Origin of the sequence: Spirillospora sp. NPDC052242 (assembly GCF_040679555.1) — a bacterium.
Lineage (GTDB): Bacteria > Actinomycetota > Actinomycetes > Streptosporangiales > Streptosporangiaceae > Spirillospora.
Map to the genome: position 1 here is coordinate 49737 of NZ_JBFAUZ010000011.1, position 16422 is coordinate 66158.

The 16422-nt window shown below is 76.7% G+C and carries 16 protein-coding genes; 4 read left to right on the plus strand and 12 right to left on the minus strand.

The window, feature by feature from the left end:
- Nucleotides 1-51: 51 nt before the first annotated feature.
- Nucleotides 52-360: a hypothetical protein gene (locus tag AB0L25_RS11495; RefSeq protein WP_500171009.1), complete on the minus strand. Its 309-nt coding sequence runs from the start codon at nucleotides 358-360 to the stop codon at nucleotides 52-54.
- A gap of 132 nt (nucleotides 361-492) precedes the next feature.
- On the opposite strand from AB0L25_RS11495, the gene AB0L25_RS11500 reads away from it, so the two are divergent.
- The 3 genes from AB0L25_RS11500 (at nucleotide 493) to AB0L25_RS11510 (ending at nucleotide 3114) form a co-directional block, all read left to right on the plus strand.
- Nucleotides 493-1074 carry a DUF5998 family protein gene (locus tag AB0L25_RS11500; protein WP_500171011.1) on the plus strand — a complete coding sequence of 194 codons (582 nt, stop codon included), beginning with the start codon at nucleotides 493-495 and terminating at the stop codon, nucleotides 1072-1074.
- Complete coding sequence (locus AB0L25_RS11505) at nucleotides 1071-2198, plus strand: alkaline phosphatase family protein (protein WP_500171013.1); 1128 nt, start codon at nucleotides 1071-1073, stop codon at nucleotides 2196-2198. Before AB0L25_RS11500 ends, AB0L25_RS11505 begins: the two co-directional genes overlap by 4 nt.
- Nucleotides 2199-2283: 85 nt before the next feature.
- Nucleotides 2284-3114, plus strand: a complete 831-nt coding sequence (locus AB0L25_RS11510) for a sulfurtransferase (RefSeq protein WP_500171015.1) — start codon at nucleotides 2284-2286, stop codon at nucleotides 3112-3114.
- A 233-nt stretch (nucleotides 3115-3347) separates the two neighbouring features.
- On the opposite strand, the gene AB0L25_RS11515 is transcribed toward AB0L25_RS11510, so the two are convergent.
- The 4 genes from AB0L25_RS11515 to AB0L25_RS11530 all read right to left on the minus strand — a co-directional run bounded on the left by AB0L25_RS11515 (nucleotide 3348) and on the right by AB0L25_RS11530 (nucleotide 8175).
- Entirely contained in the window at nucleotides 3348-5900 is a 2553-nt protein-coding gene (locus AB0L25_RS11515; protein WP_500171017.1) for a CHAT domain-containing protein, read from the minus strand.
- A complete protein-coding gene (locus AB0L25_RS11520; protein WP_500171019.1) occupies nucleotides 5897-6346 on the minus strand; it encodes a hypothetical protein in 450 nt (149 codons plus the stop codon). Before AB0L25_RS11520 ends, AB0L25_RS11515 begins: the two co-directional genes overlap by 4 nt.
- Complete coding sequence (locus tag AB0L25_RS11525; RefSeq protein ID WP_500171020.1) at nucleotides 6343-6888, minus strand: RNA polymerase sigma factor; 546 nt, start codon at nucleotides 6886-6888, stop codon at nucleotides 6343-6345. Before AB0L25_RS11525 ends, AB0L25_RS11520 begins: the two co-directional genes overlap by 4 nt.
- Before the next feature lie 126 nt (nucleotides 6889-7014).
- Nucleotides 7015-8175: a S8 family peptidase gene (locus AB0L25_RS11530; RefSeq protein WP_500171022.1), complete on the minus strand. Its 1161-nt coding sequence runs from the start codon at nucleotides 8173-8175 to the stop codon at nucleotides 7015-7017.
- A 251-nt stretch (nucleotides 8176-8426) separates the two neighbouring features.
- Between AB0L25_RS11530 and AB0L25_RS11535 the strand changes: the two genes are divergently transcribed.
- Complete coding sequence (locus AB0L25_RS11535; RefSeq protein ID WP_500171024.1) at nucleotides 8427-8921, plus strand: DUF3145 domain-containing protein; 495 nt, start codon at nucleotides 8427-8429, stop codon at nucleotides 8919-8921.
- A 367-nt stretch (nucleotides 8922-9288) separates the two neighbouring features.
- Here AB0L25_RS11535 and AB0L25_RS11540 read toward each other — a convergent pair whose 3' ends face one another.
- The 7 genes from AB0L25_RS11540 to AB0L25_RS11570 form a co-directional block, all read right to left on the minus strand.
- Entirely contained in the window at nucleotides 9289-10596 is a 1308-nt protein-coding gene (locus tag AB0L25_RS11540; protein ID WP_500171026.1) for a beta-ketoacyl-[acyl-carrier-protein] synthase family protein, read from the minus strand.
- Between the two features lie 76 nt (nucleotides 10597-10672).
- Nucleotides 10673-10924, minus strand: coding sequence for an acyl carrier protein (locus tag AB0L25_RS11545; RefSeq protein ID WP_191328964.1), 252 nt, complete (start codon nucleotides 10922-10924; stop codon nucleotides 10673-10675).
- 55 nt (nucleotides 10925-10979) lie between these two features.
- On the minus strand, nucleotides 10980-11948 hold the full coding sequence (locus tag AB0L25_RS11550) for a beta-ketoacyl-ACP synthase III (RefSeq protein ID WP_500171028.1): 969 nt from the start codon (nucleotides 11946-11948) through the stop codon (nucleotides 10980-10982).
- Nucleotides 11945-12877 (minus strand): ACP S-malonyltransferase, encoded by a 933-nt coding sequence (locus tag AB0L25_RS11555; protein WP_500171030.1) that lies wholly within the window; start codon nucleotides 12875-12877, stop codon nucleotides 11945-11947. The genes AB0L25_RS11550 and AB0L25_RS11555 overlap by 4 nt, the downstream gene beginning before the upstream one ends.
- Nucleotides 12878-13037: 160 nt before the next feature.
- Nucleotides 13038-14285 carry a PucR family transcriptional regulator gene (locus AB0L25_RS11560; RefSeq protein WP_500171032.1) on the minus strand — a complete coding sequence of 416 codons (1248 nt, stop codon included), beginning with the start codon at nucleotides 14283-14285 and terminating at the stop codon, nucleotides 13038-13040.
- 64 nt (nucleotides 14286-14349) lie between these two features.
- A complete protein-coding gene (locus AB0L25_RS11565; RefSeq protein ID WP_500171034.1) occupies nucleotides 14350-15474 on the minus strand; it encodes an acyltransferase family protein in 1125 nt (374 codons plus the stop codon).
- Nucleotides 15467-16417: an alpha/beta hydrolase gene (locus AB0L25_RS11570; RefSeq protein WP_500171036.1), complete on the minus strand. Its 951-nt coding sequence runs from the start codon at nucleotides 16415-16417 to the stop codon at nucleotides 15467-15469. The genes AB0L25_RS11565 and AB0L25_RS11570 overlap by 8 nt, the downstream gene beginning before the upstream one ends.
- Between the last annotated feature and the right edge of the window lie 5 nt (nucleotides 16418-16422).

The window sequence follows — 16422 nt, forward strand, 5'->3', positions numbered from 1 at the left end:
CCCGTCCGGTCGCCCTCGGACGGCCGGGGCTGCGGGCTCGGGGCCGGGCGGTCAGCCGGGGGTGGCGGGGCCCGGTTCGGGCGCGGGGCCGGGCTCGGGACCCGGCGGAACCGGATCGGGGTCCGGCACGGGCGGGCTCGGATCGGGCGCGGGACCCGGCGGTGTCGGCTCCGGCGGCGGGCCGGGCGGGACGGGGTCGGGTGCGGGACCCGGCGGGACGGGGCCCGGCGGCCGCGGCGGGGGACCCGGGGACGGGCCCGGCGGCGGCTCGGGCGGGACGGGCGGCTGCGGCGGCGGCGCCGGGTCGGGCGTGGGCGGCGGCACCGGCGGCGGGCCCGGCAGTGGATCCTTGTCGTTCATGTCCGTTTCGTACCCCGGACGGACGGCGATGACCGCATGGGCGGACGCCGGGTGCGGCCCAGGGCGCGGCGGCGGGGCGCCACCGGGCCCGGTCGTGTGCACGTCCGGGCCCGAACAAGGCAGGATGGGGCCATGAGGGAAACGCGAGCGACCGCCAACGGGCTGCGCACGGCCATCGAGCGCAGCGGTTACTACCCGGCCCTGGTCGCGGACGCGGTCGAGTCGGCCATCGGTGACGAGCCGGTCACCGCCTACGTGGTGCACCACGAGGCGACGTTCGACCCGGCGATGGAGGTGCGCCGGCATGTGACCGTGCTGGTCCTGTCCGCGAGCCGGCTGCTGGTGTGCCACACCGACGAGCACCCCCCGGGCGAGGGCATGCCCCGGCCGCACGCCTCCACGACCACCGAGGCCGTCAAGCTGGACCGCGTCCAGTCCGTGGCGGTGACGCGGGTCGTCCCCGACCCCGCGGCCTACGTGCCGGGCGTGCCGCCCACCGAGGTCGTCCTGACGATCGGGTGGGGCGCCATCGCCCACATCGACCTCGAGCCCGCGACCTGCGGCGACGAGAACTGCGAGGCCGACCACGGCTACACCGGCAGCGTCACGGCCGACGACCTGTCGCTGCGGGTGAGCGAGGCCGCGGACGGCGCGGACGCCGTCGGCCACGTGCTGGCGTTCGCGGAGGCGCTGTCCGCCGCGACCGCGCGGTGAGCGCCCCGCCGCCGCCCGTCCCGCGCTACGGGACGGGAACCCTCGCGGACGTGACGCCGTCGGCGCTGGCCGCGCTGGGCGTCCCCGGGGCGGTGAACGTGCTGGGGCTGCCGCCCGCCGCGCGCGTCTGCGTCCTGCTGGTCGACGGGCTCGGCTGGGAGCAGCTGCGCGCCCACCCGGAAGAGGCGCCGTTCCTCACCTCGCTGGGCGGCCGGGCGATCGACGCCGGGCTGCCGGCGACGACGGTGACCAGCATCGCGTCGCTCGGCACGGGCCTGCCGCCGGGCGGGCACGGGCTGCTCGGCCTGCAGGTCGCGGTGCCGGAGGCGGGCGGGCTGCTGAACCTGCTGCGCTGGAGCGACGACGCCGGGGTCGACCCGGGCGAGTTCCAGCCGGTGCCGACCGTGTACGAGCGGGCCGCCGCCGACGGCGTCGCCGTCCGGTACATCGGGTTGTGGAACCTGCGGCGCACCCCGCTGAGCCGTGCCACGTCGCGCGGCGCCGAGTACCTTCCCGCGGACGCCCTGGGCGAGCTCGTCGGCCGCGCGGAGGCGGCGCTGCGGGAGGGCGACCGCGCGTACGTGACCGTCTACCACGCCGACCTGGACGCGACCGGGCACCGCCGCGGCGTGGGGTCGGCGGAGTGGCGGTTCCAGCTGCGGTTCGTCGATCTGCTCGCCGAGCGGATCGCGAGCGTGCTGCCCCCCGGGGCGCTGCTGTGCGTGACGTCCGACCACGGGATGGTCGACCCGGGGGAGCGGCTGGACGCCGACCGGACGCCCGAACTGCTGGAGGGCGTCGCGCTGCTCGGCGGGGACGCGCGCTGCCGCTACGTGTACGCCGAGCCCGGGGCGCGCGACGACGTCCTCGCGGCGTGGCGGGCGGTCGTGGGCGACCGCGCGTGGGTGGTGCCGCGCGAGGAGGCGGTCGCGGACGGTTGGTTCGGCCCGGTGGCGCCCGGGATGGCCGAGCGGATCGGGGACGTGGTCGCGGTCCCGCACGGGGGTCTGGCCATCGTCGCGTCCGAGCGGGAGCCGTGGCTGGAGCGCATGGTCGGCATGCACGGCTCGATGATCGCGGCGGAGCGGCTGGTGCCGATGCTCACCGTGTCCGGGCCGACATGACCGGACGAACTGCGTAGCCTGGATGACTGTGACGAACCAGGATCCACCTCTCCCCAACCCGGGCGACGGCGTTCAGACTGGCGGTGTGCACCCACTCATCGACGTGCCCGCGCTGGACCGGCTGATCAGGCGGCGGGCCCCCGTGGTGCTGCTGGACGCGCGGTGGCGGCTGGCCGGCCCCCCGGGGATCGAGTCCTACCGCGAGGGCCATCTGCCCGGCGCGGTCTTCGTCGACCTGGACGGGGAGGTGACCGGGCCGCCGGGCCGGGCCGGGCGGCACCCGCTGCCGGCCGCCGGGGACTTCGAGGCGGCGATGCGGCGCGCCGGGGTCTCCCCGGACCGCCTCGTCGTGGTGTACGACGACGCCGACTCGACGGCCGCGGCGCGCGTCTGGTGGTCGCTCCGCTACTTCGGCCACGACCGGGTGCGGGTTCTGGACGGCGGCTACCGGGCCTGGACGGAGGCGGGGCACCCGGTGTCCACCGAGGAGCCCGACGTCAAGCCGGGGGACTTCCTGGCGACCCCGGGACGGCTGCCCGTGCTGGACGCCGAGGGCGCGGCGGAGCTCGCGCGCGGCGGGGTGCTGCTCGACGCGCGCAGCGCCGAGCGCTACCGGGGCGAGCAGGAGCCGGTCGACCCGGTCGCCGGGCACATCCCGGGCGCCCGCAGCGCGCCGACGTCCGGGAACGTCGGCGTCGACGGACGGTTCCTGCCGCCGGGGCTGCTGCGCGAGCGGTTCGGCCAGCTCGGCGCGACCGACGCCGCCGACGTCGGCGCCTACTGCGGGTCCGGGGTGACGGCCGCCCACGAGATCCTCGCGCTGAACCTCGCGGGCATCCCCGCCGCCCTCTACGTCGGCTCCTGGTCGAACTGGGTGGCCGACCCCGCCAACCCGGTCGCGACCGGCCCCGGCTGACGCCGCACGCGACCGCCCCGACCGGCCTCGCGCCCGGTCGGGGCCCGTCTTCCGCCCGGTGGCGGCGGGCTCGACGCCGAGACGCCGCCGGCCCGCACCGGGGCGGCGGGGGCGACCCCGTCCGCCGACGGCTTCGATATGGGGCGCTCGCGGGCTCTCCGGTCGCGGCCCTGCGGTCGCGGCCCTGTGCTCGCGGCCCTGCGGTCGCGGCCCTTCGACCATGGGCGGCCCCTTCAGCCGCCGCCCATGCAGACGAACCCGGTGACGCCCGGGGTGCGCGGGGCGGCGGCGAGGGCGCGCGCGGGCGGCAGCCCCGCGGCGAGGCCGGCGTGGAAGGCGGCCATGAACGCCGGGGCGGCCGCGTCCCGGACGGGCGTGACGCTGGCGATCACGGTCGCGGTGCCGAGGGCGAGCAGGACGCCCGCCATGCCGAGCACGGCGTCGCCCTCGTCGCCGCGTCCGATGTCGCACGCGGACACCACGATCACGTGCGGCGGCGCGGCCAGCTCGTCGAGGTCGTGGACGAACAGCGGACCGTCCGCCAGCCGCAGCCGGGAGAACAGCGCGTTGCCCTCGCGGAACTCGCCGTGGGCCGCGAGGTGCGCGAGGGACGCGCCGTCCAGGGCGTCCCGCACGGCCTCCGCGCGCGCCCTCGGCCCGTGGAGGACGCGCGCGTCCGGGTAGAGCCGCCGCAGGGTCGCGACCTCCCGCTCGGCGTGCTCCAGTCCCGGCCCGGCGGCGAGCAGGACGTGCCCACCGGTGCGCGGCGCGGCGGCGGTGCGGGCCCGGAGCCAGGCGCGCGCGGACGGGACGACCGTGACCGGGCGCCCGGCCAGCGACGGCAGCGCGGACCAGGGGATCCCGTGGAGCGGACCGGCCGGGGCCAGCACGAGGTCGCGGTCGCCGAGGACGGCCCGCAGCGGGGCCAGCAGGAGCCGGTCGAGCCGTCCGGCGGCGCTCGCGAGCGCCTCGGCCGCGCCCGGGTCGTCGCCGGCGGCGAGGCGGCGCGCCGCGAGGTGCAGCACCCGGACGTCGTGGCGGACGCCGTCCGCGCGCCCCAGCGGGTGCCGCCGGGGGCGCCCGGCCGCGATCGTCACCGCGTGCAGCTCCGCGCCGACGGCGATCAGCTCCACCAGCGCCCGTTCGCCCAGCGCCGCCGCGATCTCGGTGGCGCCCGGCGTCCGCCCGGACGGCGCGGCCCGGGACCCGGACACCGGCGCGGTGGGGGAGCGGCGCCGGGTCCGGGCGCTGACGGCCGCTTCCAGCGCGGCCAGCTCGGCCGGGTGCGGCGCCGGAACGCCCCGCGCGGTCGCGGCGGTGTGCTCCCCGCTGCGGACGCGCAGTTCGGTGAGGGCCGCGGCCCGTTCGGGGTCGGCGGGCGGGCGTACCCGCACCGGGCGCGCGATCGCCCGCCGCCGCTCCTCGACGGCGAGCAGCTCCCGCGCCGACCGGGCGAGCACGAGCCCGAGCCCGGCCAGCTCGGCGGCGGGCCCGGCGGCGCGGGCCCGCAGGTCCAGGGCGCCGAGCGCGTCCGCGTGCTCCTCGATCACCCGCAGCCCCGCCCGGACGGCGGCGACGGCGCCCGGCCGGTCGGCGTGCTCGGCGCGCTCCAGCGCCGTGGCGTGCCAGGCGGTGATCCGGGCGGACAGCGACCCCCGGGCACGGGCCGGCGGCGCCAGCAGGTGCCCGGCGGGACGCCCGAGGGCGAGCGCGACCCGCGCGGCGACGAGCCGCGCGTCGGCGGCGGCGTCGGCCCACCCGCCGCGCGCCAGCCGGTCGGCGGTCGCGGCGGCGGTGCCCAGCAGCACCGCCGAGCGCTCCCCGGCCGCCCAGCGCGCCCGCAGCAGCAGGTGCTCGGCGAGCAGCATCCACCCCGTGCGCTCCTGCTCGGCGAACGCCGCCCGCGCGCGCTCGGCCGTGCGGACGGCCCGCTCCGGCTCGCCGTCGTCCAGTTCGGCGTGCGCGAGCAGCAGCAGCCCGTCGGCGGTGTCGCACCGGTAGCCGTGGTCGGCGGCCGACGCCAGCGCGGCCTCCAGGACGGGACGCGCCTCGCGCGGCAGCCCGGCGGAGATCAGCGTCTCCGCCTGGTCGAACCGGCACTGCGCCGAGCGTTCCCCGGACAGATGCGGTTCGGCCTCCGCATAGAGCCGAAGCGCGCGCGGGACGTCCCCACGCCTGGACACCACGAACGCCAGGTTGCCCGTGGACATCGCCGTCTGGTGCGGCAACCCGGCGGCCCGCGCCACGTCGACCGCCTCGGTGAGCGCCGCCTCCGCCGCGGCGAACTCGCCTTGCAGCGCCCGCGCGAGCCCCAGGTTGGTCAGCAGCCCGTTCAGCGCCGCGGGATCGTGGCCCCGCCGCAGCACGGGCAGCGCGCGCGCCGCCGCGTCCTGCGCCTCGCGGAGACGGCCCGCCCGCGCCAGCGCGCACGCCGTGTTGGCCGCCAGCCGCGCCGCGTCCGGCCCCGTCAGGACGCCCTCCGCGCGCGCCGCCTGTGCGAGCGCGCCCGCCAGGTCGCCGCTCGCGGAGAGCAGGCCGACGAGGCTCATCCGCACCTGGGCCGCCGCGTACCCGCCGTCCGGGGACGCCTCCGCGATCTCCAGCGCCCGCCCGAGGAGGTCGAGGCCCTCCGCCAGCCGGCCCAGCTCCTTCGCCGCGAGCCCGGCGGCCCGCAGCGCGGCGACGGCCGCGCCGCCCGTGCGTCCCCCGGCCCGGGCCAGCGCCCGCGCGTGCGCGGCGGCTGGGTCCGCCGCGACGAGCCGCAGCAGGTCGTCGGCCTCGGTCACACGTGCGCCCAGCTCGTCACGACGGACGCGCCGCCGTCGAGGCGGAACACCAGGCTCACCAGGCCCGCCGGGACCTCCGGCAGGCAGAACAGCCCGCCCGGCTCCACCCGCGCGCCCGCCGGGTCCGGCGGCAGGTCCCGGTGCCGCACCGCGACGGACGCGGCCGCCGCCGGGACGATCCGCCCGGTGAGCTCCCGGAACCGGCCCGCCTCCGCGACCTCCACCTCGACCGTCGCGTCCGGGCAGGTGAACGTCAGCGTGCGCACCGTCCCGCCGCGCGTCCCGCGCGCCGCGCCCACCGTGCGCTCCAGCGTCAGGCCCGCCAGCGTCGCCGCCGGCAGCCGCCACGCCAGCGCCGCGCGGCCGGCCGCCAGGACGTCCCCCGGCACCGGATCGAGCACGGTGAAGGCGTCCCGGACGCCCGCCATCAGCTCGTCGTCGTTCACCGCAGGAGCCTCCGCAGCGTGTCCAGGCAGCGCGCCCGGGTGGGGCCGACGCTGCCGAGCGGGATGCCGAGCGCCGCCGCCAGCTCCTTGTACGTGGGGGCCAGCGCGTAGAGCCGCAGCAGCGTGCGGCAGCGCAGGGGCAGCTCCTGCAGCGCCGTGCCGACCCGGCCCAGCCGGTCGCGGTCCAGCACGACCCGGTCCGGGGCCGGTTCCGCGGACGGCCCCACGGCCCCGGCCCCCGCCGCGGAGGGTTCGGCGGGGCGCGCCACCGGCAGCGCCCGGCCGCGCAGGCGCACGACCCGCAGGCTCTCGCGCCGCGCGGTCGTCACCAGCCACACCCGGACCGCCCCGGCGTCCCGCACCGTGTCGATGCTCTCCACGAGCCGCAGCCACGTGGTCTGGACGACGTCGCCGGAGTCGGCGTCGTGCAGACCGTGCGAGCGGGCGACCGCCCACAGCAGCGGGCTGTGCTCGTCCACCAGCCGGGCCCACGCGGCGCCGTCACCGTCGCGGGCCCGCGCCAGCAGTGCGTCGTCGTCCATGCCGACGCGTGCGAAACCGTTATGCCGGGCTAATGAGAACTCCCTCCGAGCCCCCCGCGGACCGACAACTTTACGTTCCGAACAACCTCAAGTACCCAGAGTTACCTTTTCGCCATCGTGCCGTAGTCAAGACCTGATGATTACTCCGAGGTCCGGGTGGGTAGGACGAACCGTTTGATCGAGGATCCTGTCCGCGGCGGCGACCGCGCCGAGCCCCTCGGCCGCCGCCAGGCCCGCGATCAGCCCCGCGACCATCGGCGTCGCGAACGACGTCCCGCTCCACGTCGCGAACCCGTCGAACCGGTCGGGATCGGTGCCGTCCGCGGGCGGCCGCGGCCCGTCGTACCGGACGAAGCTGCTCGCCACGTCCACCCCCGGCGCGGCGGCGTCCACCCACCAGCCGTAGTTGGAGAACCAGGCCCGGTCGTCCCCGTCCAGCGCGGCGACCCCGATCACCGACTTGAGCGCGGCGGGCCAGAACGGCCGGTCGTCCGCCGCGTTCCCCGCGCACGCCACCACGACCGTCCGGCGGCCCAGCGCGGCGATCGCCCGGGACAGCACCGGCGACGGGCGGTCGTCGTAGGTGTGGCAGCCGAGCGACAGGTTCACCACGTCCGCGTGGTCCCGCTCCGCGAGCCGCGCCAGCGCGCGGATCACGCCCAGCTCGTCGCCCACGCCGTCCCCGCCGAGCACCCGGCGCGCCAGCAGCCGCGCCGTCGGCGCGTGCCGCAGGACGACGCCCGCGACGAACGTCCCGTGCCCCGCCTGGGCGTCCGGTTCGCGATCGAGGTCGGCGTCCAGGACGTCCGCGTCCTCCGGGCGCCGCTCCCGGAACCAGTCCGCGCCCTCGAACCACGGGTGCGCCGCCAGCCCCGTGTCGAGGATCGCGACGGTCACGTCCCGGCACGCGTCCGCGGCGGGCCGCGGCGCCGGGACCGGGCCCGCCGGACGCGGCCGGTCCGCGGGCCCGCTCCACCACATCGGCTGCCCGTGCACCAGGTGGTTCGGCGCCACCGCGAGCCGGCGGTGCGGCCCGTCCCCGCCCAGCTCCGCCGCCAGCTCGCACACGTCCGGCCGCGCCCGCAGCCGCAGCCGCGCCACCCCCGGGCCGTCCTCCCGCGCGTCGCACCAGCGCCGCACCCGGTCCTCCGCCGCGGCGGCGTCGTGCCCGGCGACCAGGAGCTGGTCGCGGCGGACCAGCGCGGGACGTCCCGGCACCGGCTCCACCACCACCGCGTCCCGATGCCGCGCCAGCACCCTCTCCAGGACCGCCTGCTGATCGAACATCCGTCCTCGCCTCCCGTCGGTCGCTTCCGCACACATGGTGCCGCAGCGGTGACCGTGTGTAGTGGCGAACCGCGCGAGGCGCTCACCGTGGACGATCAACGGTGTGCATGGCGTGGTCAAGTGTTCGACAAACAGCGAACTCGCGGTGGTGCGACCCGTGCCGATGATGCACAATGAGGGACGCGGACGCCGACCTGGGACGTACGAGGCCGTAGGGGAAGACGAGCCTCGGTACAGATCCAGGAGGTCCGGTGACCGCACGTGGCGTTTTCTACGTCCACTCCGCGCCACCTGCGCTGAGCCCGCACATCGAGTGGGCCGCCGCAGGTGTCCTCGGCGTGCCCGTTTCCCTTGAATGGGCTGATCAGGCGGCCGCGCCGGGGACGCTGCGCGCCGAACTGCATTGGGAGGGCAAGCCTGGGACGGCCGCCGGCATCACGTCGGCGCTGCGGAGCTGGAAACTGGTGCGCTTCGAGGTCACCGAGGATCCCACTCCGGGCACCGACGGCGTCCGCTACAGCTTCACCCCGTCGCTCGGGGTCTTCACCGGCGTGATCGGCGCGAGCGGCGACATCATGGTCCCCGAGGACCGGCTCCGCTCGATCATGGCCAACGCCGCCGTCGGCAAGGCCAATCTGGAGCACGAGCTCGAGCGCCTGCTCGGCACGCCGTGGGACAACGAGCTCGAGCCGTTCCGCCGCGCCGGCGACGGCGCCCCCGTGCGCTGGCTGCACGCCGCCGTCTGACCGGCGCCCGGCCCGTCCGCCGGTCGTCCGCCGGAGCGTGCCCGCCCCGCAACGAGCACGCCCCACCGGACCCGGATCCCGCGTTCCGCGCCGCGCCGCCGCAACCGCGGTGGCGCGGCGCGCTCGTGCGCCGACACTCGGACGCGACGCCCCGGCGCGGCGCGTGCGCGTTGGAGGCGCCGCTCCCGGGCAACCCTGCTCCCGGCGCCTGGCCCCGTCGACGGGCGGGGCACGCGCTCGGTTGTTCGGACATATCGCCCAGGAGATGCCGTCGCGGGGCATGCGAACGGCCCGGGCCCCTGGTGGGGCGCCGGGCCGGGTCGCGCGGTGCGGGTCGGCGGGTCGCCGCCGCGGACGCCGCGGGCGGTCAGACGGCGCGCTGGAAGGCGACCGACACGTTGTGGCCGCCGAAGCCGAACGAGTTGTTGAGCGCGGCGGCCGGGCCGTCCGGGAGCTTGCGCGGCTCGTCGCGCACGATGTCCAGGTCGACCTCGTCGTCCATGTCCTCCAGGTTGGCGACGGCGGGCACGAGGCCCTCCTTCAGCGCGAGGAGCGTGAAGATCGACTCCAGTGCGCCGGCGCCGCCGAGCAGGTGCCCGGTCATGGACTTGGTCGCGGTGATGACGGCGCCGCGGGCGGCGTCCTCGCCGAGGCCCGCCTTGATGGAGGCGAGTTCGGCGACGTCCCCGGCCGGGGTGGACGTGGCGTGCGCGTTGATGTGCACGATGTCCGCGGGCTCCAGCCCGGCGTCCTTGAGCGCCCGCTGCATGGCCTTGGCCTGCCCGGCCCCGCTCGGGTCGGGCAGCACGATGTCGTAGGCGTCACCCGAGTAGCCGCAGCCGGCGGCGTACCCGAGGACGTTCGCGCCGCGGGCGCGGGCGTGCTCCTCCGACTCGAAGATCATCACCGCGGCGCCCTCGCCGAGGACGAACCCGTCGCGGTTCTTGTCGTAGGGACGGGACGCGCGCTCCGGCTCGTCGTTGCGGGTCGACATCGCCCGCATGGCGCCGAACGACGCCATCTGCAGCGGGTGGATGCAGGACTCGGTGCCGCCGCAGATCACCACGTCCGCGCGGCCCGCGCGGATCATGTCGATGGCGTAGCCGACGGCCTCGCCGCTGGACGCGCAGGCGCTGACCAGCGCGTGCGAGCCGGCCATCGCGCCGAACTCGATGCCGACGTGCCCGGACGCGCCGTTCGGCATCAGCATCGGGACGGTGAAGGGCGAGACCCGCGACCAGCCCTTCTCCCGGAAGACGTCGTAGCTGTTGAGGGCGGTGTGCAGGCCGCCGATGCCGCTGGACAGCACGACGCCGAGGCGCTCGCCGTCCACGGTGAAACCGCCGTCGACGCCGGCCTTCTCCATGCCCTTCTGGGGCTTGCCGCCGGTCGGCGGCGCGAACCCGGCGTCGCCCCACGCCTCCCGCGCGGCGATCAGCGCGATCGCCTGGCTGCGGTCGAGACGGCGCAGGGTCTGCCGGGGGATGACCTCGGACGGGTCGACCTTCAGCGTCGCCGCGAACTTCACCGGCACGTCGTCGATGTTGTCCCAGTCCAGCTTGCGGACCCCGGACTCTCCGGCGAGCAGGGCGGACCAGGTCGACGGCATGTCGCCGCCGAGAGGAGTCGTTGCACCGAGACCGGTCACCACGACCCTGGTCTGGCTCTTGCTCATGTCGGTTCTCCTTGCCGGCTGAGGGGGGTGGGTTCGGGCGCGCCGTCCGGGGCGGCGGCGCGCCTTCCCCGCGTCGTCAGGCCTTGAGCTTCTGGACGAAGTTGATGACGTCCTGGACCGTCTTGAGGTTGCGCAGCTCGTCGTCGGGGATCTCGACGCCGAACTCGTCCTGCGCGGCCACGGCGATCTCTACCATCGACAGCGAGTCGATGTCGAGGTCGTCGATGAAGTTCTTCTCGGGCGTCACCTCGGCCTTGTCGATGCCGACGATGTCGTCGATGATCTTGGCGAGGCCCTCGAGGATCTCGGCTTCGGTGGCGACTGCCATGGTTTCGCTCTCTTCCTTCAGTGGGTTTTCCGGGACGCGGCGCGGGCGCCGCGGCCTACGGGATCTGGATGACTTGGGCAGCGTAGGACAGTCCCGCGCCGAACCCGACCAGCAGGGCGGGGGCGCCGGACGGCACGTCGCCGCGTTCGATCATCCGGGACATGGCCAGCGGGATGGAGGCTCCCGAGGTGTTGCCGGAGTGGACGATGTCGTCGGCCACGACGGCGTTGACGGCCTTCACCTTGCGGGCGATCGCCTCGATGATCCGCAGGTTGGCCTGGTGCGGGACGATCGCCGCGAGGTCCTCGGGGGCGACGCCGGCGCGCTCGCACGCCTCCAGCGCGACGGGCGCGATGGCGGTCGTCGCCCAGCGGAAGACCGCCTGGCCCTCCTGCCGGATGAACGAGTGCCGGTCCGGAATGATGATCTTGTCGAAGCCCTCGCCGGCGCTGCCCCACACGACCGGGCCGATGCCGGGCTCGTCGCTGCCGGTGACGACCGCCGCGCCGGCGCCGTCCGCGAAGATGATGCACGTCGACCGGTCGGTCCAGTCGAGCCACTGCGACATCTTCTCGGAGCCGATGACGAGCACGTTGCGGGCGCTCCCGGCCCGGACGGCGGCGCTGGCGGTGCCGAGCGCGTAGCAGAACCCGGCGCACGCGGCGTTCAGGTCGAACGCGCCGGGCGCGTCGATGCCGAGGCGGTGCGCGACGGCGGCCGCGTGGCTCGGCATCGGCGACTCCGCCGAGCAGGTCGCGAGGATGACCAGGTCGATGTCGGTCGGCGCGAGGCCGCTGTTGGCGAGCGCCTTGCCGCCCGCGTGGACGCCGAGTTCGACGATGCCCTCGTCGTCGGCGGCGATGCGGCGCTCGGCGATGCCGACGCGGCTGCGGATCCAGGCGTCGTCGGTGTCGACGGTCTGCGCGAGCTCGTCGTTGGTGACGACGCGGGCGGGCCGGTAGTCGCCGAACGCGAGGATGCGCGCGCCCGCGGCCACCTCGGGGATGCGGAGCCCGGCGCTCATGCCGTGCGTCCGTTCGCGTGCGCCGCGATGACCTCGCGGGCCTTGTCGAGGTCCGCGGGCGTCTTCAGGGCGACCAGCTCGACGCCCTTGAGCTCGCGTTTGGCGAGCCCGGTGAGCGTCCCGGCGGGCGGCAGCTCGATGATCGCGGTGACGCCGATCTCGCGCATGCCGTCCATGCAGGCGTCCCAGCGGACGGGCGCGCTGACCTGCTCGACGAGCCGGTCGACGAACTCGCGGCCGGAGTCGACGAAGGCGCCGTCGCGGTTCTGCAGCAGCCGCGGCGCGGGGTCGGCGACGGGCACGCCGCGGGCGAGGCGGCGGAGCGTGTCGACGGCGGGCGCCATGTGCTCGGTGTGGAAGGCGCCGGCGACCGACAGCGGCCGGAGCCGGGCCTTCGCGGGCGGCTCCTCGGCGAACTCGGCGAGCCGCTCGACGGTCCCGGCGGCCACGATCTGGCCGGCGCCGTTGACGTTGGCGGGGGTGAGCCCGTGCTTGTCGATCGCGGCGAGGACCTCGTCGGCGTCGCCGCCGAGCACGGCCGTCATGCCGGTCTCGGTGACGGCGGCGGCCTCGGCCATCGCGCGGCCCCGCTCCCGGACGAGCACCAGCGCGGCCTCGGGGGTCAGCACCCCGGCGATCGCGGCGGCGGCCAGCTCCCCGACGCTGTGCCCGGCCACCGCGTCCGGCCTGCGCACGTCGTTCTCGAACAGCACCTCGTAGGCGGCCAGTGCGGCGGCGACCAGCAGCGGCTGCGCCACGGCGGTGTCGCGGATCTCCTCGGCGTCGGCGGTCGTCCCGTACCGGACCAGGTCGAGCCCGGTGACGGCCGACCACCAGCCGAGCCGGTCGGCGACGCCGGGGATCTCTAGCCATGGCTCTAGGAAGCCGGGGGTCTGAGCGCCCTGGCCGGGCGAGGCGACGAGAATCACAGCGACAAGCCTGCCCGTAAGGGGTCCCGGGTGCCGATGCGGATGAGTACGAACTTTCCTCGTGGGGCTTTGTAAGACCCCTACAAGCGGCGGGGCCGGTCGTTGTCCAGATCACTTGCGCGGCGCCGCGCGCCGCTCACTTCCGGAGAGCGCGTGCCGTTCACGCCCGGCTCACCCGGTTCGGGCGGTTGGCGAACCGCCCGAGGACGAGCGCGATCCGGAGCGTGAACGCGTTGCGGCCGTCCGTCGGCGCGAGCCCGGTCAGCTCGGTGACCCGCCGCAGCCGGTACCGGACCGTGTTGGGGTGGACGAACAGCATCCGCGCCGTGGCCTCCAGCGACGAGCCCTGCTCCAGGTAGGTCGTGAGCGTGTCGAGCAGCGGGGCGCCGGCGGCCAGCATCGGGTTGTAGACGGAGTCGACGAGGTAGCGGCGGGCGTCGTCGTCGCCGTCCAGCGCCCGTTCGGGCAGCAGTTCGACGGCCAGGACGGGACGCGGCGCGTCCGGCCAGCCCGCGGCGGCGCGGAGCCCGGCGACGGCGGCCTGCGCGGACGCCGTCGACTCGTACAGGTCGCCGACCTGCGGGCCGACGACGACCGGGCCGGGGCCGCACTTGGCCGCGATCGGCCGCGCCGCCTCGAGGGGGTCGGTGTCGCCGCCGACGATGACGATGACGCGGTGCCCCTGGACGCCCGCGAGGACGTCGGCGCGCGCGCGGCGCGCGGCGAGCTGCATCTGGTCGATCGTGACCTCGGGTTCCTCGTCCTCCGGCGTGAACCCCGCGATGACGGTGACGGGCTTGGACGTCCAGCCGAGCGCCGCCGCCCACGAGTGCATGCCGTCGTCGACCTCGCCGCGCATCACCGCGTTGACCACGAGCGCCTCCAGGCGGGCGTCCCAGGCGGCGCGGGTCTCGGCGGCCCGCGCGTACACCTGCGCCGCGCCGAACGCCACGTCCCGCGTGTAGCGCAGGATGGCCTCGCGGAGCTGCTGCTCCCCGCCGGGCGCGGCCAGCTCGTCCAGCCGCGTCTCCACCACGTCGATGATCACGCGGATCATGTCGATGGTGTGGTGCAGCTTGATGGAGCGCATCAGCTCGCGGGGCGCGGTGCCGAACACCTCGCCGGCGATGGCCGGGCGGGACTGCTCGTCGTTCTTGAACCACTCCACGAACGCCGCGATGCCGGCCTGGGCGACGAGCCCGATCCAGGAGCGCTGGTCGGGCGGCATCCGCCGGAACCAGGGGAGCTTGCGCTCCATGCTGGCGAGCGCGGCGGTCCCGAACGTGCCCATGGCCTTCTCCAGGCGCTGGGTCGTCTGCTCGCGGACCTTCGCGGAGTCGGCCTCGGCGGAATCTGTCCGGGCGGAATCCGTATGGGCGGAATCGGTCTCGGCGTCGGGGTCGTTCACGGTGGTCACCTTCCCAGAGTGCCACCCCGCCGCCGATGACCCGTCCGGAACCACGCGGGCGGCCTCACCGCCGCCGCGGCTTCTCGAACCGGTGCACCAGGGCCGCGAGCCCGGCGAGGACGGCCGCGAAGACCGGCAGCCACGCGACCCGGTGGACGATCCAGGCGGCGTCGTCCGGGCGGGTGTGCAGGCCCCCGGCCGCGCCGAACGCGAGGGCGGCCGCGACCGTGACGGCCATCAGCGCGGTCTGGTGCCACAGGTAGACCGTCATGGCGGGACGGTTCGCGGCGGACACCGCCGACCGCACGCGGGGCCGTCGCGTCCAGCGGGTCAGCGGCCCGTGCAGCAGCAGCGCGAGGCCGGTCTGCGCGAGGCCGAACGCGACGGCGGCGAGCGTCGGCGGGCTGAGGTTGGAGACGTCGGCGCCCGGCACCCCGACCATGCTCGCCGGGTAGCCCGCGAACGCGACGAGCGCGGCGGTCGCGGCGGCGCCGCCGGCCAGCAGCGCGACGGCCGTCCGGCGGGAGCGCAGCCCGCCGCGCGCCCAGCCGACGCCGAGGTAGAACGGCAGGAGCCAGCCGGTCGGGACGGTGAACCAGCCGATCCATTCGGGCGCCCCGAGCGCGAACCGTCCGGCGTCGATCAGCGCGGTGGCGGCGACGAGCAGGATCGCGCCCCGGGCGCCGAGCCGGTCCCAGAGGGCCGCGACCATCGGGGTCAGCGCGGTCAGCGCGACGAACACGACGAGGAACCACAGCGGGCTGAGCACCAGCTCGACCAGCGTCGACAGCGTCGCGCCGTCGAACCCGGCCCACGCCAGCGCCGCGGCGACCGGGACCCAGGCGGCGAACAGGAGCGGCAGCGGGCGCGCGAGCCGCCCGAGCCGGTGCGCGAACCGGCGGCCCCACGGCTCGTCCGGCCGCAGGCCCTTCGCCGCCGCGTACCCGCCGACGAGGAAGAACAGCGCGAGCGTCTGCAGCGCCCAGGTGACGGGCGCGAACTCCGGCATGGCCTTCAGCGGGCTGGTGACGTGCAGGTCGGTGCCGTGCCCGACGAACGCGGTGACCAGCCAGTGCCCCAGGACGACGCCGAAGATCGCGAACGCGCGCAGCGCGTCGATCGCGTGGTCGCGCCCGGGGGCCGGGGGCGCCGGTCCGGCCGGGGGCGCGGGGCGGGCGGTGTCAAGCACGGGCGACCTCCGAGTCGTGGCCGAGCGCGATGAGGGCGAGGTTGCGGAGCGCGGCCGACCCGGGCTTGAGGTAGCCGCTGTGGGGGCCGGTCCCGGCGTCGAACCGGACGGCGCCGAACCCCGGGGAGACCGGGTCGGGCCCGAAGCCGAACCCGGCGAAGCGCACGTGCGGGACGAACCGGATCCAGTCGCCGGACGAGCGGCCCGCCCAGACGGTCGCGGACGTCCGCAGGTCCGCGGCGCGGCGGGCGGTCGTCCCGGGGCTGCCGAACAGCGCGATGTCGTCCACCGGGACCCCGCCCAGGCCGGGGGCGGCCGCGCCGCACACCACCGACCCGTAGCTGTGGCAGAACAGGGCGAAGCGGGCCTTCCCGTTCACCCGGGCCAGCCCGCCGAGGAACCCCTCGAGCCGCCGCGCGCCCGACTCGGCGCGGTCGCCGCTCAGGACGTCCGGGCCGAGCGTCGCGGGGGCGCGGTAGCCGAGCCAGGCGACCACGGCGACCCGCGCGGACGGCGCCTCGGCGGCCGTCCGCCGGTACAGGGCGCGGGCGCCGCCGCCCGCGAACTTGACCGAGTCGAAGTTGGCGAGCGCGTTGTCCGCGCCCGGCACGACGACCGCGATCCGGTCGGCGCCGCGCAGGTCCCCGAAGACCTCGACGGCGCGCCCGTCCCCGCGCGGGTCGAAGGCCAGGAAGCGGCGCCCGGGGGCGAGGAACGCCGTCAGCGTGCGGGCCCGGTCCTCGTCGCCGGTCCGGACGGCCGTCGCGCGGGCGGCGGCGATGTCGCGGGCGGTCGCGGCGAACCGGTCGTCCAGCGTCGCGGCGGACAGCGCCGGGACGGGGGAGGGCGCGGCGTACGGGCCGGGCGCGCTCGTCGCGGCGACGGTCGAGCCCGCCGCGGTGAGCACCGTGAGGGCGGCCGCGGATCTGCGAACCCAGCGCATGGAGG